This window comes from Enterobacter sp. JBIWA005 (assembly GCF_019968805.1).
GTDB classification, from domain to species: domain Bacteria; phylum Pseudomonadota; class Gammaproteobacteria; order Enterobacterales; family Enterobacteriaceae; genus Enterobacter; species Enterobacter vonholyi.
This window is the reverse complement of record NZ_CP074159.1, coordinates 1,199,854-1,224,433: the sequence shown is the minus strand read 5'-3', so window position 1 is coordinate 1,224,433 and position 24,580 is coordinate 1,199,854. Positions and strand designations below refer to the sequence as shown.

Here is a 24,580-nt window from a genome sequence, read left to right as displayed (position 1 = left end):
AATCACTATCATTATCAAATCATGGATGTTGCTATGTCGTTTTCCTCTTCTTCGGTGCGCGCCATTGCCGTGCCCGTTTTATTGCTGCTGTTGATCCTTGCGACTGCACTCAGCCTGCTGGTCGGCGCGAAGCCGCTTCCCGCTTCCGTCATCGTTGATGCACTTACTGGCACCTGCCAAAGCGCTGACTGCACTATCGTGCTCGACGCTCGCCTGCCCCGCACCCTTGCCGGGCTGCTGGCCGGTGGTGCACTCGGCCTTGCCGGTGCCCTGATGCAAACCCTCACCCGCAATCCGCTGGCGGACCCCGGTATTCTCGGCGTTAACTCTGGCGCCAGTTTTGCCATCGTCCTCGGCGCGGCGTTGTTTGGGTTTACTTCTCCCTCTGAACAGCTGGCGATGGCTTTCTGCGGCGCGCTGGCCGCCTCGCTGCTAGTGGCATTTACCGGCAGCCAGGGCGGCGGCCAGCTGAGTCCGGTACGCCTGACGCTGGCGGGCGTGGCGCTCGCGGCGGTGCTGGAAGGCTTATCTAACGGCATCGCCCTGCTCAACCCGGACGTCTACGACCAACTGCGCTTCTGGCAGGCCGGTTCGCTGGATATCCGCACCCTTGAAACCCTGAAAGTGGTGGCGTTCCCGGTCATTATTGCTGCCGCCGTGGCGCTGTTTTTAAGCCGGGCGCTCAACAGCCTGAGCCTCGGCAGCGACACCGCTACCGCTCTAGGCAACCGCGTGGCGCGCACGCAGCTGATTGGCCTGCTTGCCATCACCGTCCTGTGCGGCAGCGCGACCGCCGTGGTCGGTCCGATTGCCTTTATCGGCCTGATGATGCCGCACATGGCGCGCTGGCTGGTGGGGACGGATCACCGCTGGTCGCTGCCGGTCACGCTGCTGGCTACTCCTGCGCTGCTGCTGTTTGCCGACGTGCTGGGTCGCCTGCTGGTGCCGGGCGAGCTGCGCGTCTCGGTGGTCAGCGCCTTTATCGGCGCGCCGGTGCTGATCTTCCTGGTTCGTCGTAGACGCGGAGGTGGCGCATGATGGCCCCGTCCCGTCGTTTACTCACCAGCGTCTCGCTGCTAAGTATCCTCATTCTGCTGCTGGCGGTCTGGAGCCTGCGCAGCGGCGCGGTGACGCTCGATTTTTCTCAGGTGCTTAACGCCCTGCTCGGCAGCGCGCCGCGCAATATCACCATGGTTGTCACCGAATGGCGCCTGCCGCGCGTGGCGATGGCGATTCTGGTAGGTGCGGCGCTCGGCGTCAGCGGTGCGATATTCCAGTCGCTAATGCGCAACCCGCTCGGCAGCCCGGACGTGATGGGACTCAACACCGGGGCCTGGAGCGGCGTGCTGGTGGCGATGGTGCTGTTCGGCCAGCACCTGACGGCCATCACTTTTACGGCAATGGCGGGCGGTATTCTGACGTCGCTGGTTATCTGGCTGCTGGCCTGGCGCAACGGCATCGATACCTTCCGGCTGATCATTATCGGTATCGGCGTACGTGCGATGCTGATGGCCTTCAATACCTGGCTGCTGCTGCAGGCCTCGCTGGAAACGGCGCTTTCCGCCGGGCTGTGGTACGCAGGTTCCCTTAACGGCCTGACGTGGGGCAAAACCTGGCCCGCCGCGCCGCTGATTGTGCTGATGTTTATCGGCGCGCTGCTGTTGGTTCGCCGCATGCGGCTGCTGGAGATGGGCGACGACAGCGCCTGCGCGCTGGGCGTGAGTGTCGAGCGCTCGCGCCTGATGCTGATGCTGGTCGCCGTACTGCTGACCGCAGCCTCTACGGCGATCGCCGGGCCAATCTCGTTTATCGCCCTCGTGGCACCGCATATCGCGCGACGTCTTAGCGGGACGGCGCGCTGGGGATTAACCCAGGCGGCGCTGTGCGGCGCGCTGCTGCTGCTGGCCGCCGATCTCTGCGCCCAGCAGCTGTTTATGCCTTATCAACTGCCGGTGGGCGTAGTGACCGTCAGCCTCGGCGGGATTTACCTCATCGTCTTGCTCGTTCAGGAGTCACGCAAGAAATGACAGACACAACCACCCGCTTGCGCGGCGAACATCTCACCCTCGGCTACGGCAAAAAAATCATTGCCCGAGACTTAACCGTTGCCATTCCGGACGGACACTTCACCGCGATTATCGGCCCGAACGGCTGCGGCAAATCGACCCTGCTGCGCACGCTGAGCCGCCTGATGACGCCAGTGGAGGGCTTCGTATTCCTCGACGGGGAGCAGATCCAGCGCTTCGCCAGCAAAGAGGTGGCACGCCGCATCGGGCTGCTGGCCCAAAACGCCACTACGCCGGGGGACATCACGGTGCAGGAGCTGGTCTCTCGCGGGCGCTACCCGCACCAGCCGCTGTTTACCCGCTGGCGTAAAGAGGACGACGAGGCGGTGAACCGCGCGATGCAGGCGACGGGGATCGCCGATCTCGCCCGGCAGAGCGTGGACACCCTCTCCGGCGGCCAGCGTCAGCGAGCGTGGATTGCGATGGTGCTGGCTCAGGAGACGTCGATCATGCTGCTGGACGAGCCGACAACGTGGCTCGACATCAGCCATCAGATTGACCTGCTGGAGCTGCTGAGCGAGCTGAACCGCACGCAGGGCTACACCCTGGCGGCGGTGCTGCACGATTTAAACCAGGCGTGCCGTTACGCCACGCACCTGATTGCCTTGCGCGACGGGGAGATAGTGGCCCAGGGCGCGCCGAAGGAGATTGTCACGCCGGAGCTGATCGCGCGGATCTACGGTATGCGCTGCATGATTATTGACGATCCGGTGGCGGGAACGCCGCTGGTGGTGCCGTTAGGTCGGCGGTAATTGCCGGGTGGCGGCTACGCCTTACCCGGCCTACACTCGGCTCCCGTAGGCCGGGTAAGGCGTAGCCGCCACCCGGCGCTTTTGACGTTACCCCAAAATATTCCTCAACACTGGCCCAATTTTCTCAAACGCCTGCGGTGAAATGATATCCACGTGGGCGCAATCCTGGCTGTACACCTCCAGCTCCCCCACCCACGGTGCCCAGGCGGCCTGCGGATCCATCGTTCGCGTGTGTTCGGCAACGAACAGCGTCGCTTTACCGTTAAAGCGTGAACTGTGCGCCGTGGTGAGCAGCCGCACCGCATCGGCGTAGTTGCCCTCAATGGCGTTAAACAGCTCGCTGGAGCCCTGCCCCTGCTGCGCGGCGATAAACGCCTGACGCTCGCGCTCAATTTCCGCCAACACCGCCGGGTCGAGGCCGTTGGCCTCTTTCTCCGCCCAGTTCTGGGTTTCCGGCGGCCAGGTGTCCAGCAGGCCGAGGAACGCCACCGCTTCACCCTGCTCGCGCAGGCGGGCCGCAATGCCCTGCGCCAGCGTGCCGCCGAGGGAATAGCCGAACAGGTAATACGGCCCCTGCGGCTGCTGCTTACGCAACGTGTTCAGATGATGTTCGATCACCCCATTGAGATCCGCGCACTGCTGCATCGGGCCGTCCGGACGCGGCGACTGAACGCCGATGATTGACCAGCGCGGGCTGAGATAGCGCGCCAGGACGCTAAACTGCCAGGCGAAGCCGGACGCCGGATGGAAGCAGAACAGCGTCGGGCCGTCGCTCTCACGCAGCGGCAGAAGCGTTTCAAACCCCAGACGCTGCGCCTGCTCGTCGCTTATCGCCGAATCCAACAGCGCGCTAAGCTTGCTCACCGTGGAGGCGACCATAATTTGCCCCGGCGTCACCTTGCGGTTGAACGTGCGGCTAAGCTGCGCCGCCAGACGCATGGCCAGCAGCGAGTGGCCGCCGAGGGCAAAGAAATCCGCCTCGATGTCATTGATCTCGCAGCCCAGCAGCGCGGTAAAAGCCCGCGCGACGGCGATTTCGGTTTCGCTTTCCGGCGCCCGCCCGGAGGTATTGCGGGTCAGTTCCGGCAGCGGCAGCGCCTTGCGGTCAAGCTTGCCGTTGGCGCTCAGCGGCAGCGCGCTGATTTGCAGCAGCACAACCGGCACCATATGCGGCGGCAGCTGGGCTTTGAGCGATTCCAGCAGCGCGTCGCGATCCAGCGGTAAACCGGATCCAGAAACCACGTACCCCACCAGCTGACGGGCATCGCCGCCCGTTGCAGCCGCCAGGTTGAAGACGCAGGCGTGCGCCACGGCCTGGGCCACGTCCGGCAGCGACAGCATCGCCCGGTCGATTTCGCCCAGCTCAATGCGCTGACCGCGAATTTTTAGCTGATCGTCGCTGCGGCCGAGATATTCCACCGCGCCGTTATCCAGCCAGCGGGCAACGTCGCCGGTACGGTACATGCGCTCGCCGGGAGCGAACGAGTCAGCAATAAAGCGGCTGGCGGTGAGGTCCGGACGGCCCAGATACCCCTGCGCCAGCTGAATGCCGGTGAGGTAGAGATCGCCCGCCACGCCGAACGGCACCGGGCGCATCATCGCATCCAGAATGCGCAGGCCCGTGTTCCACACCGGGAAGCCGATCGGCACGCTGTTGCCTGCAACTGCCGCCAGCTCAGGGCCATACGCCGGATACCAGCTGACGTCTACCGCCGCTTCCGTCGGGCCGTAAAGGTTATGCAGCGGCACATGGGTCAACGCTTCCCACTCACGGCACAGCGCCGTCGGCAGCGCTTCACCGCTGCAGAACACCTGCTTAAGCGTGTTGCAGCACCCGACGTTTTCCGGCGTCAGTGAGGCAATAAACGCCGCCAGCATCGACGGCACGAAGTGGGTGGTGGTCACGCCGTAGTGGGCGAAGAAGCTTTGCATTGCCTGCGGATCGCGGTGCGCGTCCGGCTCGGCCATCACCAGCTTCGCCCCGGCGATAAACGGCCACCAGAACTCCCACACCGACACGTCAAAGCTGCACGGCGTTTTCTGCGCCACCACGTCGCCCGCGTTCAGAGGGTAGCGATCCTGCATCCACTTCAGGCGGTTGACGATAGCGGTATGGCCGACCATGACCCCTTTCGGACGCCCGGTCGAACCGGAGGTAAAGATGATATACGCCGTCTGCTCCGGCTTCGCCAGACGCAGCGGTTCAGCAGCGGTGGCCGGTAAGAGTGTGTTGTAACTAAAGGGAGTAATCGGCAGATCGCTAAAGCGCGGAAGCTGTTCGTCAGTGGTAATGAGCAGGGACGGCTTCGCGTCCTTGAGCATCATCCGCAGGCGGTCGTCCGGGTAGCCGGTGTCGAGCGGCAGCCACGCGGCGCCCGCCTCCACAATGCCGTGTAATGCTAACGTCAGGAATACCGAACGCGGCAGGGCCACCGCCACGCTGTCGCCCGGCTTCACGCCGCGCTCGCGCAGCTGGTTTGCCAGCGCGACGACCTGCTCGCGCATCTGGCTATAGTTCAGCGCAATATGCGCATCCGCCAGCGCCGGGGCGTACGGCGTTTTGCTCGCTTGTTCCGCCACCAGATCCGCGAGCGTGGTGGACGGCAGCGCCAGTCCTGTATCGTTGATGCGCGCAAGCTGCGCGTATTCCTGTTCAGAAACGGTTTCCACTTCACCACAGCGCAGGTCCGGGTTGGCCGCAAACTGAATCAGCATCTCGTTCAGGCGAGCGACGTGACGCTTCAGCGTCGCTTCATCGTAACGCTGCTTATTGGCGAGGATCTCAATGCTTAATCCGCCCTGCTCGTCCGGGAACAACGCCAGCTCCAGATCGTTCACCGGTCCGGTCGCCAGCGTGTGGGTGATAGCCTCTACGCCGTCGATATCCAGCTGATAATCAAACAACTTAACGTTCAGCACGGGACCAAACAGCGCTTCATCACCCGCCGCTTTCCCGCTGTCTCGCACGATCTGCTCGGCGTCGTAACGCTGGTGGCGGCGCATTTTTTTCAGCTGGTTCGCCAGGCGCAGCGCCAGCGAGGGCAGGCTCTCCTGGGGATCGATATTGACCGCCAGCGGCAGGACGTTAAGCACCGGGCCGGTCGCGGTCAGCGCGGCAGACCCCATGCGGCGCATAAAGATAAACCCGGCGGCGTAGTCCAGGCGTCCGGTAAGACGGCCCAGCCACAGCGCCACCAGCGCAAGCGCCAGTTCAGTACGCTGCGTCTGCCCTGCCGCCTGCGCAAGCTGGCTAAAGGCGCGACCGTCGGCGTCAACCTTCAGGCGAAGAATATCGGTCGTGGCGGCGCGTCCAGGCAGCGGCGCGGAAGAGAGCGAGACCGGAGAAGGCAGCTGTTTACGCTGCTCGGCCCAGAACGCGCCGTCGCGCCGGTACGCCTCGCTGTCGCGATAGCGCTGGTACTCGCCCACTACCTCTTCAAAAGGCGTAAACGGGGATTCAGGCGTGGTTTCGCCCTTTTTCCACGCGGCATAAATTGCGGCGATCTGGCGGGTAATGGCCGGGAAGCTGAAGCCATCCACTACCAGATGATGATAGCGCTGATACCAGTACCAGTGGTTTTCACCGACCTGAATCAGCTGGTGAAACGCCAGCGGCTGGCCGCTGTCGACGCGCAGGTTCTGTTTAAGATCGGATTCCATCAGCGCCACGGCGGCGGCGTGGGAATCAACGCGAACAACGGGCGGTTCCGGCAGAATGAAGGTGTCATCCACCCACTGCCACACCTCACCGTTTTCTTCCGCAAAGCGCATGCGCAGGGTATCGGCCTGCATCATGCCTGCGGCAATGGCTTTTGCCAGCAGTGGCGCATCAATATCGCCTTTCAGCTCGGTGTAGTGCGCCACGCTCCAGGCGTTTGGCAGCGTGGACAGCTGTTCCGCCATCCAGATACCCGGCTGGGCAGCGACGAGAGGAAGACGGTTCATGCGTTCTCTCCCGCAAAGTGAGACGGCTCAAGCGTTTGCCAGTATTCCGCCAGCCACTGCTGGCACGCCTCCTGAGACTGTGCTTCGCACACTACGCGCCACCCTGCCGGCAGTTCGCACTGCTGCGGCCACAGGCTGTACTGCCCCTGGTCATTTTGCAAAATGGCGAACTGTCCCTGCGGATTATCGAAAGGATTGCTGAATTCCATACAGACTCCGTTAGTGAATAAGCGGCTGCCAGAGGGTCATCAGCCCCTGCGTCAGCCCACCGCGCCAGCAAAGCGCATCGTGTCCGCCGTCAACCTGACGCCAGATAACCGGTTGGTGCGTGTGCAGTTCGGCGTAAATCGCCTGATTCGCGCGGAAGATGAGCGGCTCGTTGCGCCCGGCTTCAAGAATGATGCGTAGCCCGCGAGGGGATATTTCACCGGCTTTAAGTTGTTCGATTAACAGCCCGTCCTGCTGCCCGCCGCGGTGCGGCCACCAGTAGGAGCCGGACTGGCTGAGCACGCAACCAAAACGCTGCGGCCAGTTGAGGCCTGCATAAAGAGACGCGAGCCCGCCAAAGCTTTGCCCTGCGACCACCGTACGGTCGGCGCGGTCGCTGAACGGCGCGCTTTTTTGGACAAGGGGGAGAAGTTCTTCCTGCACCGCCAGCCAGAAATCGGGATTGCACGGCAGCTCGCGGTTGCGATGCTGCATGTCGATAACATCGATTAAGACGTAGACCGCAGGCGGTAATTTGCGCTCGGCGGTGAGAGACGCCAGCGCAGGCCAGACCGGCATGCTTTCGGCCCAGAACTGCCCGTCGAGCAGCACCGCCAGCGGACGTTCCGGGTTGTCGCCCCCGGAGGTGAAAATCCAGATGCGGCGGCGATTTTTCAGGCGCGCGCTTTCCCACTCAATGCAAATCGGAGGTTGATACGGCGTATCGGGATGATTCCAGCCCGGCTGAACCGGCGCGTCCGGCATCTCCAGCGCGGAGACGGCATGGCCGCGCCCGCCGCGCCAGCTCTGCGGATTCAGCGGGTCTGAAACCGCGTGCGGCAGCAGCTTGCGCCAGCCCTCGCGCAGCGCCATGCGTTCCGGCTGCTCGCCTTCAAACACGACGCTGGCAAAATCGTTTTCATTCACGGAAGGGATAAAGCAGTAGCTTCCGCGCCACTCGGGGCTGAACTCACCCTGCCACTGCCAGACGTCGGTATCGGGAATGCGTTTGAGGGACTGCGGACGGGCATTTTGGTGATGATCGGTCACGCCGGTGACGTAGAGCCAGACGCGTTTGATCGGTGACGTTGTTTGCGTTCCTGCCGGGTCACGCCACCAGAACGTGACGCGATATTTTCCCTTTTCCGGCTTCCATTCAGGCCCGTTTTTAGACTGCCACCACGCCTCACTTCCCGTTGTTAACGCCGTCACCCTTATAACCTCATGTTTAACAGTCTTTTTTGTTTCAGAGCAAATTTTATTGATAATATTATTGATAACTATTTGCATTTGCAATAGCGTAGTGCCCGCGCTGTGGGAAGCGCTCATAAAACAACCACAAAAGCAGGACGTACAATGAATAAGAAGATTCACTCTCTGGCCTTGCTGGTCAATTTAGGGATTTACGGCGTCGCGCTGCCCGCTCTGGCAGACGACAACACCGCCTCTGCGCAGCACGAAGACACGATGGTGATCACCGCCGCCGAGCAGAATCTGCAGGCGCCGGGGGTATCGACCATCACCGCCGATGAGATACGTAAAAACCCGCCCGCGCGGGACGTGGCGGAAATCATCCGCACCATGCCGGGCGTTAACCTGACCGGTAACTCCACCAGCGGCCAGCGCGGGAATAACCGTCAGATTGATATCCGCGGCATGGGGCCAGAAAACACCCTGATCCTGATCGACGGCAAGCCGGTGACCAGCCGTAACTCCATCCGTCTGGGCTGGCGCGGCGAGCGCGACACCCGCGGCGATACCGGCTGGGTGCCGCCGGAGATGATCGAGCGCATCGAAGTGATCCGCGGTCCGGCCGCCGCGCGCTATGGCAACGGCGCGGCAGGCGGCGTGGTGAACATCATCACCAAAAAATTCGACGACCAGTGGCACGGCTCCTGGAACACCTACCTGAATGCGCCTGAGCACAAGGATGAAGGTTCCACCAAACGCACCAACTTCAGCCTGAGCGGCCCGCTGGGCGGCGACTTCAGCTTCCGCATGTTCGGTAATCTGGACAAAACCCAGGCCGACGCGTGGGACATCAACCAGGGTCACCAGTCTGACCGAACCGGTGCCTACGCCGACACGCTGCCCGCGGGCCGTGAAGGGGTGGAAAATAAAGACATCAACGGCGTGGTGCGCTGGGACTTTGCGCCGATGCAGTCCCTGGAATTTGAGGCGGGCTACAGCCGTCAGAATAACCTCTACGCCGGTGATACCCAGAACACCAACAACGACAACAGCTCCAGCGGCCTGGTGAAGAAGAACTACGGCAAAGAGACCAACCGTATCTATCGCCAGAACTTCGCGGTGACCTGGAACGGCGGCTGGGATAACGGCATCACGACCAGCAACTGGGCGCAGTACGAGCACACCCGCAACTCCCGTCTGGGCGAAGGGCTGGCGGGCGGTCTGGAAGGGCTGTTCAACAGCAATAAATTTACCGACACCGACCTAGCCGACGTGATGCTGCACAGTGAAATCAACCTGCCGATTGATTTCCTCGTTAACCAGAACCTGACGCTGGGCACCGAGTGGAACCAGCAGCGTATGAAGGACTCCACCTCCTTCACGCAAACCCAGCAGGGCGGCATCATTCCGGGCATGAGCAACGACCGCAGCCCGTACACCTCGGCAGAGATTTTCTCGCTGTTCGCCGAGAACAACATGGAGCTGACCGACAGCACCATGCTGACCCCTGCCCTGCGCTTCGACCATCACACCATCGTCGGCAACAACTGGAGCCCGTCACTTAACCTGTCGCAGGGTCTGGGGGATGACTTCACGCTGAAGATGGGGATCGCCCGCGCCTACAAAGCGCCGAGCCTGTACCAGACCAACCCGAACTACCTGCTCTACAGCAAAGGTCAGGGTTGCTACGCCAGCTCCGACGGCGTGGGCTGCTACATGATGGGTAACGACGACCTGAAGGCCGAAACCAGCATCAACAAAGAGATTGGCCTGGAGTGGAAACGCGACGGCTGGCTGGCGGGCGTGACCTGGTTCCGTAACGACTACCGCGACAAGATCGAAGCGGGCTACGCGCCGATCGGTCACACCTCGTCCGGTAAAGTGAAGACGGATATCTACCAGTGGGAAAACGTACCGAAGGCGGTGGTCGAGGGGCTGGAAGGCTCCCTGAACGTACCGGTCAGCGACACCATTAACTGGACCAACAACATCACCTACATGCTGCAGAGCAAGAACAAGGAGACCGGCGATCGTCTGTCGATCATTCCAGAGTACACGCTGAACTCGACACTGAGCTGGCAGGTTCATCAGGACGTGTCGCTCCAGTCGACCTTTACCTGGTACGGCAAGCAGCAGCCGAAGAAGTACAACTATAAAGGTCAGCCTGTGACCGGGTCTGAAAAAGACGAGGTCAGTCCGTACAGCATCGTTGGCCTTAGCGCGACCTGGGACATGACCAAAAACGTCAGCCTGACCGGCGGCGTGGATAACGTCTTCGACAAGCGCCAGTGGCGTGCGGGTAATGCCCAGACGACCGGGAACGCCACCACCGGCGCGTATATGTACGGCGCGGGGGCTTATACCTATAATGAGCCAGGCCGCACGTGGTATATGAGCGTAAATACGCGATTCTGATAAAGGCAACAACGCCTCCCTCTCCCTGTGGGAGAGGGCTGGGTGAGGGCATCAGGCCGCACTATTTATTGATAGAGGGGAAACCATGCACACCACCCACCGCACGTTCATTCTCGCCGGCCATACCGTACACCACGTCACCTTCGACCCAACCACCTTCACCGACGCCGATCTTCTCTGGCTCCCCCATCACGCAGAGCTTTCAAAAGCCGGACGCAAACGCAAAGCCGAGCATCTGGCAGGCCGCATTGCCGCCGCACATGCCTTACCTGAGCACACCGTCCCCGGCATCGGCCCCAGCGGTGAACCGCTCTGGCCGGAAGGCGTCTCAGGGAGCATCACCCACAGCGGCACGCAGGCGATTGCGGTTGCCGTGCGTTATCCAGACGCGCTTGTGGGTATTGATTGCGAAGCCATTCTTCCTGACCGTGAAGCCCGAGAAATCCAGGACGGCATCATTAATGCACAGGAAGCGATGTGCCTGACGCGCTCAGGCTACCCCTTTGCGCTGGCGTTGACGCTTGCATTCAGCGCCAAAGAAAGTTTGTTTAAGGCGTTCTTTCCGCAGGTGAAGACTTTTATGGGGTTTGAGTGGGCGAGAGTCACAGAGTTAACGGAAAAAACAATCACGCTGGCGCTTTCGCACCCGGCTGGAGACTATCCTGAGGGTAAACGCTTCACCCTCATCTGGCAGAATAATGATACGAGCGTGTGGACACTGCTAAAAGCCTGATGGCGCAACGCTTATCAGGCCTACAGTAAAGCGGTTTGTAGGCCGGGTAAGCGCAGTGCCACCCGGCATGAGGACAGCGGCGATGCCTTTATACGTTCTTCAGATCAAGGCTCAAACATCCGGGAACATCACGCTATTACCCGGCGCTTCCCTGTGGAGATGGATAAAGTTCAGGTGCCGTTCATACTGATCCAGGATGTCGGTAATCACCTGCTCCTTGCTGTAGTCCATCAAATCATTCCCCTGGCTTCCTTCCAGCAGGAAGGTCTCCAGCCGGTAGTAGGTCGACTTCCCGCTGCGCGCCCGGTAGGTAAACCCGGGCACCGAGTACTGCTGCGGCCAGATCTGGTAGACAAAGTTCTGCTCGTCGCCCATGTGCACCAGCAGATCCAGGTGCCCCAGGGTCTCGCCCTCCTCCGGCGGCAGATTTTTGAGCTCCACGTAGGCGCCACGCAGCTTCAGCTCCTGCGCCACCTCTTCCATCGCAGGGAAGCAGACGGTCTCCATCATCTGTTTGGTGTAGCGCGTGCCCGGGTAATTCATCAGGCGCGACAGGCGTTTCTTCCAGCTCAGTCTGTCCTGCGCCCCCATCGGACGCGGTGCGGTATCGCGGCTGGCGCTGACGCGGCGGTAGTCTTCCACCTTGAGCGATTTATACAGCCCGGCCATCACAAAGAAGATAACGAAGCTGAACGGCAGCCCCATGATCACCGTGGTGTTCTGCAGCGCCGAGATGCCGTTGGTCATCAGCATGCCGAGCGTCAGCAGGCCGATGGCGACGGACCAGAAGATGCGCAGCCAGTTCGGCGCGTCGCTGTTAATATCCTTCAGCTTCGAGGTGAAGTTGCCCAGCACCAGCGCGCCGGAATCGGCCGAGGTGACGTAAAACAGCAGGCCGGTGATGGTCGCCACGGAGGCGCTAAAGGTGAACGCCGGATACTGTGCCAGCAGGCTATAGAAGCCGCGCTCCGGGTGCGCCATCGCTTCCTGCGCGAAGGTCGCATTGCCGTGGATAATTTCGTGCAGCGCGCTGTTGCCGAAAATCGACAGCCACAGCAGGGTAAAGGTGAACGGGATAATCAGCGTACCCATTACGAACTGACGAATGGTGCGGCCACGCGAAATGCGCGCGAGGAACAGGCCAACAAACGGCGACCACGCGACCCACCACGCCCAGAAGAACAGCGTCCAGTTGTTCATCCACTCTACCGGGCGGTCGAAGGCGAAGCTGTTCAGCGTCATGCCCATAAAGCGGTTCACGTAGTCGCCCACGTTCAGCACTAAGGCATTGAGCAGGAACGAGGTATCCCCCATAAACAGCACGAACAGGATCAGGCCCAGCGCCAGCGCCACGTTCAGCTCGGAGAGCACGCGGATGCCCTTATCGACGCCCGACGTCACCGAAATGGTGGCGATAATGACGGAGAGCGCAATCAGCGCCGCTTTCGCCGCCATCGAGTCCGGAATATCAAACAGCACGCTCAGCCCGTAGTTGAGCTGCACCACGCCGATCCCCAGCGTTGTCGCGATGCCGAAGATGGTGCCGATCACCGCCGCAATGTCGACGCTGTGGCCAATCGGGCCGTTAATCTTTTTACCGAAGATCGGGTAGAGCGCAGAGCGAATGGTGAGGGGTAAATTATAACGATAGCTAAAGTATCCGAGCGCCATGCCCATCAGGGCGTACATCGACCAGCCCGTCAGTCCGTAGTGGAACAGCGTCCAGACCATCGCCTGGCGCGCGGCCTCCATCGTCTGCCCCGCCCCTTCTGGCGGCTGCATATACTGCGTGACCGGTTCCGCCACGGAGAAGAACATCAGGTCGATGCCGATGCCTGCGGCAAACAGCATCGCGGCCCAGCTCAGCAGGCTGAACTCGGGCTTGGACTGCTCAGGCCCGAGCTTTACCGAACCAAAGCGCGAGCAGGCAATGCAGACCACGAAGACAATATAGAGCGTCGCCGCCAGCAGGTAGTACCAGCCGAAGGTCTTCGACACCCAGTTCAGGGTGCGCCCAATCCACTCGGCAGAAAAATCACGAAAGAAGATCGTCGTCAGGGAAAACAACAAAATCAGCCCGGCGGACGTATAAAAAACGACCGGGTTGATTTTGTCTTTTTCTCTGTCCTGTGAAAGGTCTGTCATCCAGTATCCTCACTGTTTTTGTAACTATTAAAATCCAAATCCGCAACAATTAAGACACATTTTATATTGAACGTCCAATCAAAAACCGCTTTAATGTATAACCAACGCTGATGAATGGAGTGGCAACAATGCCCAAAGTGGGGATGCAGCCGATCCGGCGCAGGCAGCTTATCGACGCCACGCTGGAAGCAATAAATGAAGTGGGAATGCATGACGCGACGATCGCGCAGATCGCCCGTCGGGCGGGCGTTTCCACGGGGATCATCAGTCACTACTTCAAAGACAAAAACGGTCTGCTGGAAGCGACCATGCGCGACATCACCGGCCAGCTGCGCGACGCGGTATTAAGCCGCCTGCACGCCCTGCCGAACGGCAGCGCGGAGCAGCGTCTGCAGGCGATTGTCGGCGGCAATTTTGATGAAACCCAGACCAGCGGCGCGGCAATGAAGGCCTGGCTGGCCTTCTGGGCGAGCAGCATGCACCAGCCGATGCTCTACCGCCTGCAGCAGGTGAGCAGCCGCCGCCTGCTGTCGAACCTGGTGTACGAGTTCCGCCGCGAACTGCCGCGCGAACAGGCCCAGGAGGCGGGCTACGGCCTGGCGGCGCTGATCGACGGGCTGTGGCTGCGCGCCGCGCTGAGTGGCAAACCGCTGGATAAGACCCTGGCCCAGTCACTGACCAGCCACTTTATCAGCCAGCATTTACCGACCGAATAACCGAGGAGAATTTATGTCCCGAATGGCAGAACAGCAGCTTTATATCAATGGTGGTTATACATCGGCCACCAGCGGTCGCACCTTCGAGACCATCAACCCGGCCAACGGTGAAGTCCTGGCGACCGTACAGGCCGCCGGGCGCGAGGACGTCGATCGCGCCGTAGAAAGCGCAACGCGCGGGCAAAAAGTCTGGGCGGCGATGACCGCCATGGAGCGCTCGCGCATCCTGCGTCGCGCCGTCGACATCCTGCGCGAGCGCAACGACGTGCTGGCAAAGCTGGAAACCCTCGACACCGGTAAAGCGTATTCCGAAACTTCCACCGTCGACATCGTCACCGGCGCGGACGTGCTGGAGTACTACGCGGGGCTGATCCCGGCGCTGGAAGGCAGCCAGATCCCATTGCGTGAGACCTCGTTTGTCTACACCCGCCGCGAGCCGCTGGGCGTGGTGGCGGGCATCGGCGCGTGGAACTACCCGATCCAGATAGCCCTGTGGAAATCCGCCCCGGCGCTGGCGGCGGGCAACGCAATGATCTTCAAGCCGAGCGAAGTGACCCCGCTCACCGCCCTGAAGCTTGCAGAGATCTACACCGAAGCGGGCGTTCCGGACGGCGTGTTTAACGTCCTTCCGGGCGTGGGCGCGGAGACCGGTCAGTACCTGACCGAGCATCCGGGCATCGCCAAAGTCTCCTTTACCGGCGGCGTCGCCAGCGGAAAAAAAGTGATGGCCAACTCGGCGGCCTCGTCCCTGAAAGAGGTGACGATGGAGCTGGGCGGCAAATCCCCGCTGATTATTTTCGACGATGCGGATCTGGATCTCGCGGCGGACATCGCCATGATGGCCAACTTCTTCAGCTCCGGCCAGGTGTGCACCAACGGCACCCGCGTGTTTATTCCGGCTAAGTTCAAAGCCGCGTTTGAGCAGAAAATAGTTGAGCGCGTGGGCCGCATCCGAGCGGGCGATCTGTTCGATGAAACCACCAACTTTGGTCCGATGGTCAGCTTCCCGCACCGCGACAGCGTGATGCGCTACATCGCCAAAGGCAAAGAGGAAGGCGCGCGCGTGCTGTGCGGCGGCGACGTGCTGAAGGGCGAAGGCTTCGATAACGGCGCGTGGGTAGCCCCGACCGTGTTCACCGACTGCACTGACGAAATGACCATCGTGCGCGAAGAGATCTTCGGCCCGGTGATGTCCATCCTGACCTATGACACCGATGAAGAAGCGATTCGCCGCGCCAACGATACCGACTACGGCCTGGCGGCGGGCATCGTCACGACAGACCTGAACCGCGCCCACGGCGCCATTCATCAGCTCGAAGCGGGCATCTGCTGGATCAACACCTGGGGTGAATCCGCCGCAGAGATGCCGGTCGGCGGCTACAAGCACTCCGGCATTGGCCGCGAGAACGGCGTCATGACGCTCCAGAGCTACACCCAGGTGAAGTCCATCCAGGTTGAGATGGGTAAATTCCAGTCCATATTTTAACCGGGAGGTTTATTTGCAATTTGACTACATCATTATCGGGGCCGGCTCTGCCGGCAACGTGCTGGCAACGCGACTGACTGAAGATCCGAACACCACCGTCCTGCTGCTTGAGGCAGGCGGGCCGGACTACCGCTTTGACTTCCGCACCCAGATGCCCGCCGCGCTGGCGTTCCCGCTCCAGGGCAAGCGCTACAACTGGGCGTACGAAACCGAGCCAGAGCCGTACATGAACAACCGCCGCATGGAGTGCGGTCGCGGCAAAGGACTGGGCGGCTCGTCGCTGATCAACGGCATGTGCTACATCCGCGGTAACGCGATGGACCTCGACCACTGGGCAAAAGAGCCGGGCCTGGAGCACTGGAGCTACCTCAACTGCCTGCCCTACTACCGCAAGGCAGAGACGCGCGACGTGGGGCCGAACGACTACCACGGCGGCGACGGTCCGGTGAGCGTCACCACCTCGAAGCCTGGCGTGAACCCGCTGTTTGAGGCGATGGTGGAAGCGGGCGTGCAGGCGGGCTATCCGCGCACCGACGATCTCAACGGCTATCAGCAGGAAGGCTTCGGCCCGATGGACCGCACGGTCACGCCGCAGGGCCGACGCGCCAGCACCGCGCGCGGCTATCTGGATCAGGCGAAACCCCGTCCGAATCTGACCATCCGCACCCACGCCATGACCGATCGCATTCTGTTTGACGGCAAGCGCGCCGTGGGCGTCGAGTGGCTGGAGGGCGAAAGCACCATTCCGTCCAAAGCAACGGCGAAGAGAGAAGTGCTGCTGAGCGCCGGGGCGATTGCCTCCCCGCAGATCCTCCAGCGTTCCGGCGTGGGCAACGCTGACCTGCTGAAGCAGTTCGATATTCCGCTGGTACACGACCTGCCCGGCGTGGGGGAAAACCTGCAGGATCACCTGGAGATGTACCTCCAGTACGAATGCAAAGAGCCGGTCTCTCTCTACCCTGCCCTGCAGTGGTGGAACCAGCCGAAGATTGGCGCCGAATGGCTGTTTGGCGGCACCGGCGTGGGCGCGAGCAACCACTTCGAAGCGGGCGGGTTTATCCGCAGCCGCGAGGAGTTCGAGTGGCCGAACATTCAGTACCACTTCCTGCCGGTGGCGATTAACTACAACGGCTCGAACGCGGTGAAAGAGCACGGCTTCCAGTGCCACGTTGGCTCCATGCGCTCCCCGAGCCGTGGGCACGTGCGCATTAAGTCGCGCGATCCGCACCAGCATCCGGCGATCCTGTTCAACTATATGTCCCACGAGCAGGACTGGCAGGAGTTCCGCGACGCGATCCGCATCACCCGCGAGATCATGCACCAGCCCGCGCTGGACAAGTACCGCGGCCGTGAAATCAGTCCGGGTATTGACTGCCAGACCGACGAGCAGCTGGACGAGTTCGTGCGTAACCACGCCGAAACCGCGTTCCACCCGTGCGGCACCTGCAAGATGGGTTACGACGAGATGGCGGTAGTCGACGGCGAAGGCCGCGTTCACGGGCTGGAAGGGCTGCGCGTGGTGGATGCGTCGATTATGCCGCAGATCATCACCGGCAACCTGAACGCCACCACTATTATGATCGGCGAAAAGATTGCCGACGCCATTCGCGGGCGCGAGCCGCTGGCAAAAAGTACGGCCGCGTATTATGTGGCCAACGGGGCGCCGGTTCGCCGCTGAGGATATTTCCCCTCACCCGAGCCCTCTCCCTCAAGGGAGAGGGCGTTTATCTTCCCACCCATAATTTTTTTATTTTCCTGCATCCAGTTTCCACCCTCCCCTCGTATATGCATATGTGAGCAACCCCTTTGCTCCCTAATCCGAGGAAAGATGATGAAAAAGCTAACCCGTGTTGCATTCGTAACCAGCGCTTTACTCTTCTGTGCAGGCGCATCAGCAGCCATGACGTCAGACACCGTGATGGTGGGCGGAGCGGCGATGTTCCCGAGCAAAAATATTGTTGAAAACGCCGTGAACTCGAAAGATCACACTACGCTGGTGGCTGCCGTCAAAGCGGCCGGGCTGGTGGATACGCTCCAGAGCAAAGGGCCATTCACCGTGTTTGCCCCAACCAATGCGGCGTTTGCGAAATTGCCTGCCGGCACGGTCGAGAACCTGGTCAAACCCGAAAACAAAGCCACGCTCACCAGCATTCTGACCTATCACGTGGTCGCCGGTAATTACGATATGAAAGCGCTGGAGCAGAAAATTAAACAGGGCGGCGGCCGCGCGGAGCTGAAGACCGTTAACGGTCAGCCGCTGTGGATCATGAGCAACGGCCCGCACAATATTCAGCTTAAGGATGGTAAAGGTAATGTGGCGAACATTAGCACTTATGACGTTCATCAAAAAAACGGCGTGATCGATGTGATTGATACCGTCCTGATGCCTAAGTAGTTGTCTATACTTCGGAAGTGTGACGTTGCCTTCCGGGAATAATATGGATAACGCGCTGGCTGAACAGCAGTTGAAATTAATGCAGGCGGTCGCAAACGGCGATCGCCGTGCATTTGAACAACTTTATCGACTCACATCGCCACACCTGTTTGCCGTCGCGCTGCGCATGCTGCACGACCGCGCATGGGCAGAAGAGATCCTTCACGACTGTTTTATCACCGTCTGGAGTAAAGCTGAAACCTACAACGCTGCACTGAGCTCCCCGATGACCTGGCTTACGCATATTGTGCGCAACCGGTGTATCGACTGGCTGCGCAGCGGGCAAACCCGGGCTGCCGACCGCGAGGCGCCGTATAACGAAGCGCTTTTGCCTTGCGAGAACGATGAGCAGAATAACTGGCACGACGATGGGCAGGCAGCACGGCTCAGGCAGTGTCTCGAACATTTGAGCAGCGAGCAGCGCCAGAGCATTACGCTCGCCTACTATCAGGGAATGTCTCACAGCGACATTGCCGACTGGCTCCAGCAGCCTCTTGGCTCGGTGAAAAGCTGGATACGTCGGGCAATGGACCATCTTCGGGAGTGTGTCGGGCTATGAATGACGCAGAAAAACGCGACGACATGCTGGCAGCAGAGTATGCCCTCGGCACGCTGCGGGGAGGAGCGCGGCTTCAGTTCCAGAAACGAGTTGCCCATGAACCCGCCCTGGCCGCCCGCGTCGCGTACTGGCAGGAAATGTTCAGCACGCTGGATAGCCATCTTGTGCCCGTCCCTCCACCCGAGACGGTGTGGAAAAAAATCGCCCTCGATCTGCCGCCTAAAAAGCCTTTACGCAAACGTCGGCCTTATGTCGGCTGGATGGTTGCAGCCTCACTCGCCGCCCTGGCGGTCGTTGCCTGGTATGCCACCCGAGCCCCGGAACTCGTTCCGCTGATGGTCCTCAACGATGCCCAACAGCACGGGGATTGGGTCGTCAGCGCGGACGCCAGCCGCCAGCACCTGAGCATTGCCCCTCTTCGACCAACTGCTGTCGCGGCGCAACACAGCCTGCAGCTTTGGCTGATCCCAGGCGGGCAGGCGCCGGTCTCCATGGGGCTGCTGCATAACGACATACCCACACGCGTCACCCTCCGGAACACAACGCTCCCTCCTGACGCCATGATAGCCATAAGCCTTGAACCAGAGGGCGGCTCGCCCACTGGCCTCCCGACAGGGCCGGTGCTTTACAGTGGCAAATTGTAATCCTCAGGCCCTGTTCGCAGGGCCGCTATTGTTAACCAATTTCATTTATATAATACCCTCGGTTACCTATAAGAATTAAATATTAGCCCTGCAATTAGTTTAATTATTAAAAAACGACATTGACAGACTCTTCCGCACTCCATTAAGTTTTATACGAACATCCTTTTATTCCTGATACACAATATATCAAAAACCGCGTTAATGAATTTGTCATTATTCATTAACGCTTCTCTGCCTTTTATTTTTTGCATCACTCAATAGCGAGATAAGATCATGAATAATAGTGCAAACAAAGTTGTTGTTATCACCGGCGCCAGCAGCGGTATTGGCGAGGCCATCGCCCTTCATCTGGCAGATAAACCTTTTTCACTGGTGCTGGTTGCCCGTCGTCTGGAGAAAATTAATGCCCTGGTGGACCGCATCATCCAGCAGGGTGGCCAGGCGATAGCCGTAAAAGCCGATGTCACCCGTCAGGAAGAGGTGCAGCGCGCCATTGACGCTGCCGTTGCCGCCTACCAGCGCGTGGATGTGCTGATCAATAACGCGGGCTTTATGGCTATCGCCCCGCTCAGCGAGCTGAAAACCGACGAATGGGACAAGATGATTGATACCAATCTGAAAGGGGTGCTGTACGGCATCGCCGCGGCTTTCCCGGTGTTCCAGCGTCAGGGCCGCGGGCATTTTATAAACGTTGCCTCCGTCGCGGGCATCAAAGTGCTGGCCCCTGGCGGCGTGGTGTATAGCGCCACGAAATTCGCCGTCCGCGCGCTGAGTGAAGGCTTACGTCAGGAGGCGGGTAAAACCATCCGCACGACGCTTATTTCTCCCGGTGCCGTCGAAAGCGAACTGCAGTTCGGCAGCTCTGATGCCCCAAGCAAACAGTTCCTGCATGAATTTTACAAGCAGGCTATTCCGGTTGACGCAATTGCCCGCGCGGTTTTATTTGCTATTGAACAGCCTGGCGACGTTGATATTAATGAGATTGTTGTTCGTCCGACGCAGGAAGAATTTTAGCCGGCGTTAAATAATGCTGAATGAGGTGTCATTATGATTAAATCATTAACGTCCTTATCAGATTTAAATATGCGATCGGGTGCCGACATTTTTCTTGAAGTGCTGGAGAGTGAAGGGGTGGAATATATTTTTGGTAACCCCGGAACAACCGAACTTCCGCTCATTGATGCCCTGCTTCGCCATGAAAATATTCACTATATTCTCGCGCTTCAGGAAAGCACCGTAGTGGCCATTGCCGACGGCTACGCAAAAGCCTCCGGCAAAACGGGCTTTATTAATTTGCATACCGCCAGCGGTCTGGGGCACGGCATGGGGAATCTCATTAATTCGCGGATCATGAAAACCCCGCTGGTGGTCACCGTCGGACAGCAGGACACGCGGCACTACGTCCGCGACCCGCTGCTGTATGACGATATTGTGTCCATAGGCTCCCCGGTCATGAAATGGGCGCAGGAGGTTACCAGCGCCGATCAGCTCCCGGTTCTTGTGCGCCGCGCGTTTCACGCGGCCAGCTACCCTCCGGGTGGCCCGGTCCTGCTTTCACTCCCGATGAACGTCATGGAAGAGCTGAGCGACGCCGGAATACAGACGGCGTCCAGAGTGAACTACCACACCGTCGCGGGCTCGCTGGACGAACTGGCCGAAGAACTGAGCCAGGTTACGCCCGGCAGGATCATGATTGTGGCGGGAGATGAAGTTCACTCCAGCGGCTCGACGCAGGAGATTGTCCAGCTTGCTGAAGCGCTCAGCGCCCATGTCTACGGCTCCTCCTGGCCCCTGAATTTGCCCTTCCCTACGCAGCATGCGCTCTGGCGGGGCAATATGCCCACCACCGCCAGCGAAATCGCCAGCATCATCAACGCCTACGATGCCGTATTTATCATCGGCGGCAGAAGCCTGATCACCATTTTGTACAGCGAGGGCGAGGCCATTCCGGAAACCTGCGCGGTATATCAGCTTTCGGCGGATATGCACGAGCTTGGCCGCACCTATGCCACTCGCCTTTCAGTGATGGGGGATATCAAACTGTCCCTGCATGAACTACTGCCAAAGCTTAAGCAGCGACTGATCGCCAGCACGCTGGTCCACCAGCGGCTGCTGGTTGCGGCCCGCGACGAACGGGAGAAGGAGTGGCAGCAGCAGGAAGAACGTCTGGCCGCCGAGCGGCTACGCCCGGCGATCTCCCCGATGGTGGCGGCCTGGGAAGTCATCCGGTCCATTCCGGCGGGTACCACCATCGTGGATGAGGCGATAGCGACCGCCCGGCATGTCCGCCGGTTCATCTCTGACCAGCAGCATCAGCGCTACTATTTTATGCGCGGCGGCGGACTGGGCTGGGGGATGCCTGCCTCAGTAGGGCACTCGCTGGGACGCGGGCGTGAGCCGGTGGTCTGCCTGATAGGCGACGGGGCCTCCCTGTACTCGCCGCAGGCGCTCTGGACGGCGGCACACGAAAATCTGCCGGTCACCTTTATCGTCATGAATAACAGGGAGTACAACATCCTGAAAAACTTTATGAAGAGCCAGGCTGACTACAGCTCAACGCGGCTGGGGCGTTTTATCGGGATGGACCTGGTGAACCCGCATATTGATTTTCAGTCGCTTGCCACCGCCATGGGCGTCCACTGCTGCCGGGTAACCGAGGCTGCAGATATCGCCGAAGCGGTAACGCGCGGCCTGCAGTCAGGAAAAACCAACCTGATTGAAATCGCGATTTCCGCGGATTAACCGCATGTTTACGCTGTACCCTACATAAAAAACTTATAACCGAAACGCCTCAAGCCGCTTTATCTGCCGCCCTTCATCGCCAAAATTCTCCGCCGCCAGCCAGGCGCGCAGCTCCGCATCTCTTTGCGGCCATTCGCCGTCAATAATAGAAAGCATATCGCTGTCGCGGTTGCGCCCTTTGCGCACCAGCTTCTGGCGCAGGCGCCCTTCCCAGACAAACCCCAGCCGCTCCGCCGCCCTGCGTGAGGCCACGTTCATCGAATCGCACTTCCACTCGAGGCGCCGGTAGCCGTGCTCAAACGCATTTTTCAGCAGCAGCCACACCGTTTCGGTGCCGATGCGGGATCCTTTCATTTTGCGCGACCAGGTGACGTGACCAATTTCCACCGAGCCCAACAGCCGCTCGTTAGCCATATAGCTCACCAGCCCTACCGCCCGTTCGGTGCGTAAGTCAATGACGGCAAACGGCACCAGCTCATCGTCCATAACCTTCGCCACGATCCAGTGCGCGGTGGCTTCCACGCTCGTGGGCTGCGTGCTGGCAAGCCACGTCCAGTCGCTGTCGTCACCCAGCGCGTAGGCCTCAAAGAGATCGGCCGCGTGGCGATCGGCGTCCAGCGGCTCCAGGCGACAATACTGGCCGAACAGCGGGGTGCGGGTTAATACGCGCGCGCCCTTCCAGTCGGGAACGATATCGTTAACGGTTTGACCATGTTGATTGATTTCGGGCACGGTGGTGACTCCCTGAAAGGTAAGGAGTTTGTTATAGCAGGTTAAAAAGCAGGCGAGAAGCAACATATTTTAATAGCCCCAGCGCATGCGATATTCCCGGAAGGCATAAGTAAAGCTGAATTTCGACTTTGCGGAATGTCACACTCGACCTAACGTAGCGGAGCATAAAACAATCACAATATATTCTTCTCAGGGATCGCTATGACAAAAAAACTGTTGCCGTTACTGGTGCTGGCTGCGCTCTCAGGCGCTGTCCACGCCGCTACTCCGCCCAACACGCTGGTGGTTGCCCAGGGGCTCGATGACATCGTGAGCCTCGACCCGGCCGAAGCCAACGAGCTTTCCAGCATCCAGACCGTCCCGAGTCTGTACCAGCGTCTGGTGCAGCCGGACCGCGATAACCCGGAAAAAATCACGCCGATTCTGGCAGAAAGCTGGGAAGCGGACGCGGCAGCAAAAACCCTGACCATCAAGCTTAAGCCCGATGCGAAATTCGCCTCCGGCAACCCGCTGCGCCCGGAAGACGTAATTTTCTCTTACACCCGCGCCGTGACGCTGAACAAATCCCCGGCCTTTATTCTCAACGTGCTGGGCTGGGACGCGAGCAACATCGCCAGCCAGCTGAAAAAGGTGGACGATCACACCCTCCAGCTTCACTGGACGGCGGACGTGAGCCCGTCGGTGGCGCTGAATATTCTCTCCACGCCGATTGCCTCTATCGTTGATGAAAAAGAGGTCGCCGCGAACGTGAAGGATAATGACTTCGGTAACGCGTGGCTAAAAATGCACTCGGCGGGCAGCGGCGCGTTCAAAATGCGCGTCTATCAGCCGCATCAGGCCATCGTGCTGGAAGCCAACGACTCCGCCCCCGGCGGCGCGCCGAAGCTGAAAAGCATCATCATTAAAAACGTCCCCGATCCGGCTTCGCGCCGCCTGCTGATCCAGCAGGGTGATGCGGACGTGGCGCGCGATCTCGGTGCAGATCAGATAAGCGCCCTGGACGGCAAGCCGGGCGTGAAGGTGCTGAGCATCCCGTCTGCGGAGCAGAATTATCTGGTGTTTAATACCGGCAACAGCGCCAACCCGCTGCTGAACAACCCGGCGTTCTGGGAAGCCTCGCGCTGGCTGGTCGATTATGACGGCATCACGAAGAACCTGCTGAAAGGCCAGTATTTTGTTCATCAGAGCTTCCTGCCGGTCGGCCTGCCGGGCGCGCTGGAAGACAACCCGTTTAAGTTTGACCCGGCAAAAGCGAAAGCCATTCTCGCCAAAGCGGGCATTAAGGACGCGCACTTCACGCTGGACGTGGAGAACAAGCCGCCGTTTATCACCATTGCCCAGTCAATGCAGGCGAGCTTTGCGCAGGGTGGCGTGAAGGTGGATCTGCTGCCTGCAGCCGGGAGCCAGGTCTATGCCCGCGTGCGCGCTAAGCAGCATCAGGCGGCGATTCGTCTGTGGATCCCGGACTACTTCGATGCGCACTCAAACGCCAGCGCCTTCGCGTGGAATGACGGGAAGTCCAGCACCGTGGCCGGCCTGAACGGCTGGAAAATTCCGGAGCTGAACAAGGCCACGCTGGCGGCGGTTGCCGAGCCGGATCCGGCGAAGCGTCTGGACCTGTACAAGAAAATGCAGGAACAGCTGCAGCAGAGCTCGCCGTACGTGTTCGTCGATCAGGGCAAAACCCAGATCGTGGTGCGCGATAACGTGAAGGGGTATCAGCAGGGGCTGAACGCGGATATGGTCTGGTACGATCGCGTTACGAAGTAGCTTTTCCCCCTCTCCCTGTGGGAGAGGGCGCCGTCCGTGCATA

The 24,580-nt window shown here is 60.2% G+C and carries 19 protein-coding genes; 14 read left to right on the top strand and 5 right to left on the bottom strand.

The window, feature by feature from the left end; all coding sequences use genetic code 11:
- The first annotated feature begins 33 nt into the window (after positions 1-33).
- The 3 genes from fepD to fepC are packed head-to-tail and all read left to right on the top strand — an operon-like array spanning position 34 to position 2,818.
- Positions 34-1,038, top strand: a complete 1,005-nt coding sequence (gene fepD, locus KGP22_RS05730; protein WP_223581537.1) for a Fe(3+)-siderophore ABC transporter permease — start codon at positions 34-36, stop codon at positions 1,036-1,038.
- A complete protein-coding gene (fepG, locus tag KGP22_RS05725; protein ID WP_127732739.1) occupies positions 1,038-2,027 on the top strand; it encodes an iron-enterobactin ABC transporter permease in 990 nt (329 codons plus the stop codon). The genes fepD and fepG overlap by 1 nt, the downstream gene beginning before the upstream one ends.
- Positions 2,024-2,818, top strand: coding sequence for an iron-enterobactin ABC transporter ATP-binding protein (fepC, locus tag KGP22_RS05720; protein WP_223581535.1), 795 nt, complete (start codon positions 2,024-2,026; stop codon positions 2,816-2,818). The genes fepG and fepC overlap by 4 nt, the downstream gene beginning before the upstream one ends.
- Before the next feature lie 87 nt (positions 2,819-2,905).
- On the opposite strand, the gene entF is transcribed toward fepC, so the two are convergent.
- The 3 genes from entF to fes are packed head-to-tail and all read right to left on the bottom strand — an operon-like array spanning position 2,906 to position 8,182.
- Positions 2,906-6,763, bottom strand: a complete 3,858-nt coding sequence (gene entF, locus KGP22_RS05715; protein WP_223581533.1) for an enterobactin non-ribosomal peptide synthetase EntF — start codon at positions 6,761-6,763, stop codon at positions 2,906-2,908.
- Positions 6,760-6,972: an MbtH family NRPS accessory protein gene (locus tag KGP22_RS05710; protein ID WP_149366052.1), complete on the bottom strand. Its 213-nt coding sequence runs from the start codon at positions 6,970-6,972 to the stop codon at positions 6,760-6,762. Before KGP22_RS05710 ends, entF begins: the two co-directional genes overlap by 4 nt.
- Before the next feature lie 10 nt (positions 6,973-6,982).
- Positions 6,983-8,182 carry an enterochelin esterase gene (fes, locus tag KGP22_RS05705; protein WP_223581532.1) on the bottom strand — a complete coding sequence of 400 codons (1,200 nt, stop codon included), beginning with the start codon at positions 8,180-8,182 and terminating at the stop codon, positions 6,983-6,985.
- A gap of 144 nt (positions 8,183-8,326) precedes the next feature.
- On the opposite strand from fes, the gene KGP22_RS05700 reads away from it, so the two are divergent.
- Entirely contained in the window at positions 8,327-10,576 is a 2,250-nt protein-coding gene (locus tag KGP22_RS05700; RefSeq protein WP_115874453.1) for a TonB-dependent siderophore receptor, read from the top strand.
- Positions 10,577-10,661: 85 nt separating this feature from the next.
- Positions 10,662-11,309 (top strand): enterobactin synthase subunit EntD, encoded by a 648-nt coding sequence (gene entD / locus KGP22_RS05695; RefSeq protein WP_149366054.1) that lies wholly within the window; start codon positions 10,662-10,664, stop codon positions 11,307-11,309.
- A 111-nt stretch (positions 11,310-11,420) separates the two neighbouring features.
- On the opposite strand, the gene betT is transcribed toward entD, so the two are convergent.
- Positions 11,421-13,454, bottom strand: a complete 2,034-nt coding sequence (gene betT / locus KGP22_RS05690) for a choline BCCT transporter BetT (RefSeq protein WP_029741651.1) — start codon at positions 13,452-13,454, stop codon at positions 11,421-11,423.
- Positions 13,455-13,582: 128 nt separating this feature from the next.
- Here betT and betI point away from each other — a divergent pair, with 128 nt between their 5' ends.
- From betI to KGP22_RS05650, 8 genes are all read left to right on the top strand, one after another.
- On the top strand, positions 13,583-14,170 hold the full coding sequence (gene betI, locus KGP22_RS05685) for a transcriptional regulator BetI (protein WP_127732737.1): 588 nt from the start codon (positions 13,583-13,585) through the stop codon (positions 14,168-14,170).
- Positions 14,171-14,183: 13 nt separating this feature from the next.
- Entirely contained in the window at positions 14,184-15,656 is a 1,473-nt protein-coding gene (betB, locus tag KGP22_RS05680) for a betaine-aldehyde dehydrogenase (RefSeq protein WP_223581531.1), read from the top strand.
- A gap of 13 nt (positions 15,657-15,669) precedes the next feature.
- Positions 15,670-17,334 (top strand): choline dehydrogenase, encoded by a 1,665-nt coding sequence (gene betA / locus KGP22_RS05675; protein ID WP_223581530.1) that lies wholly within the window; start codon positions 15,670-15,672, stop codon positions 17,332-17,334.
- Positions 17,335-17,487: 153 nt separating this feature from the next.
- Positions 17,488-18,051 carry a fasciclin domain-containing protein gene (locus tag KGP22_RS05670; RefSeq protein ID WP_111964440.1) on the top strand — a complete coding sequence of 188 codons (564 nt, stop codon included), beginning with the start codon at positions 17,488-17,490 and terminating at the stop codon, positions 18,049-18,051.
- A 43-nt stretch (positions 18,052-18,094) separates the two neighbouring features.
- Entirely contained in the window at positions 18,095-18,649 is a 555-nt protein-coding gene (locus KGP22_RS05665) for an RNA polymerase sigma factor (protein WP_111964441.1), read from the top strand.
- Positions 18,646-19,293, top strand: a complete 648-nt coding sequence (locus KGP22_RS05660) for an anti-sigma factor (protein WP_223582397.1) — start codon at positions 18,646-18,648, stop codon at positions 19,291-19,293. Before KGP22_RS05665 ends, KGP22_RS05660 begins: the two co-directional genes overlap by 4 nt.
- A 273-nt stretch (positions 19,294-19,566) precedes the next feature.
- The gene (locus KGP22_RS05655; RefSeq protein ID WP_223581529.1) at positions 19,567-20,307 is read left to right on the top strand and encodes an SDR family oxidoreductase; all 741 of its coding nucleotides are present in this window, start codon (positions 19,567-19,569) and stop codon (positions 20,305-20,307) included.
- Between the two features lie 33 nt (positions 20,308-20,340).
- Entirely contained in the window at positions 20,341-22,035 is a 1,695-nt protein-coding gene (locus tag KGP22_RS05650; protein ID WP_223581528.1) for a thiamine pyrophosphate-binding protein, read from the top strand.
- A 33-nt stretch (positions 22,036-22,068) separates the two neighbouring features.
- On the opposite strand, the gene KGP22_RS05645 is transcribed toward KGP22_RS05650, so the two are convergent.
- Positions 22,069-22,767 (bottom strand): GNAT family protein, encoded by a 699-nt coding sequence (locus KGP22_RS05645; protein ID WP_223581527.1) that lies wholly within the window; start codon positions 22,765-22,767, stop codon positions 22,069-22,071.
- A 201-nt stretch (positions 22,768-22,968) separates the two neighbouring features.
- Between KGP22_RS05645 and KGP22_RS05640 the strand changes: the two genes are divergently transcribed.
- Positions 22,969-24,537 (top strand): ABC transporter substrate-binding protein, encoded by a 1,569-nt coding sequence (locus tag KGP22_RS05640; protein WP_223581525.1) that lies wholly within the window; start codon positions 22,969-22,971, stop codon positions 24,535-24,537.
- Positions 24,538-24,580: the final 43 nt, after the last annotated feature.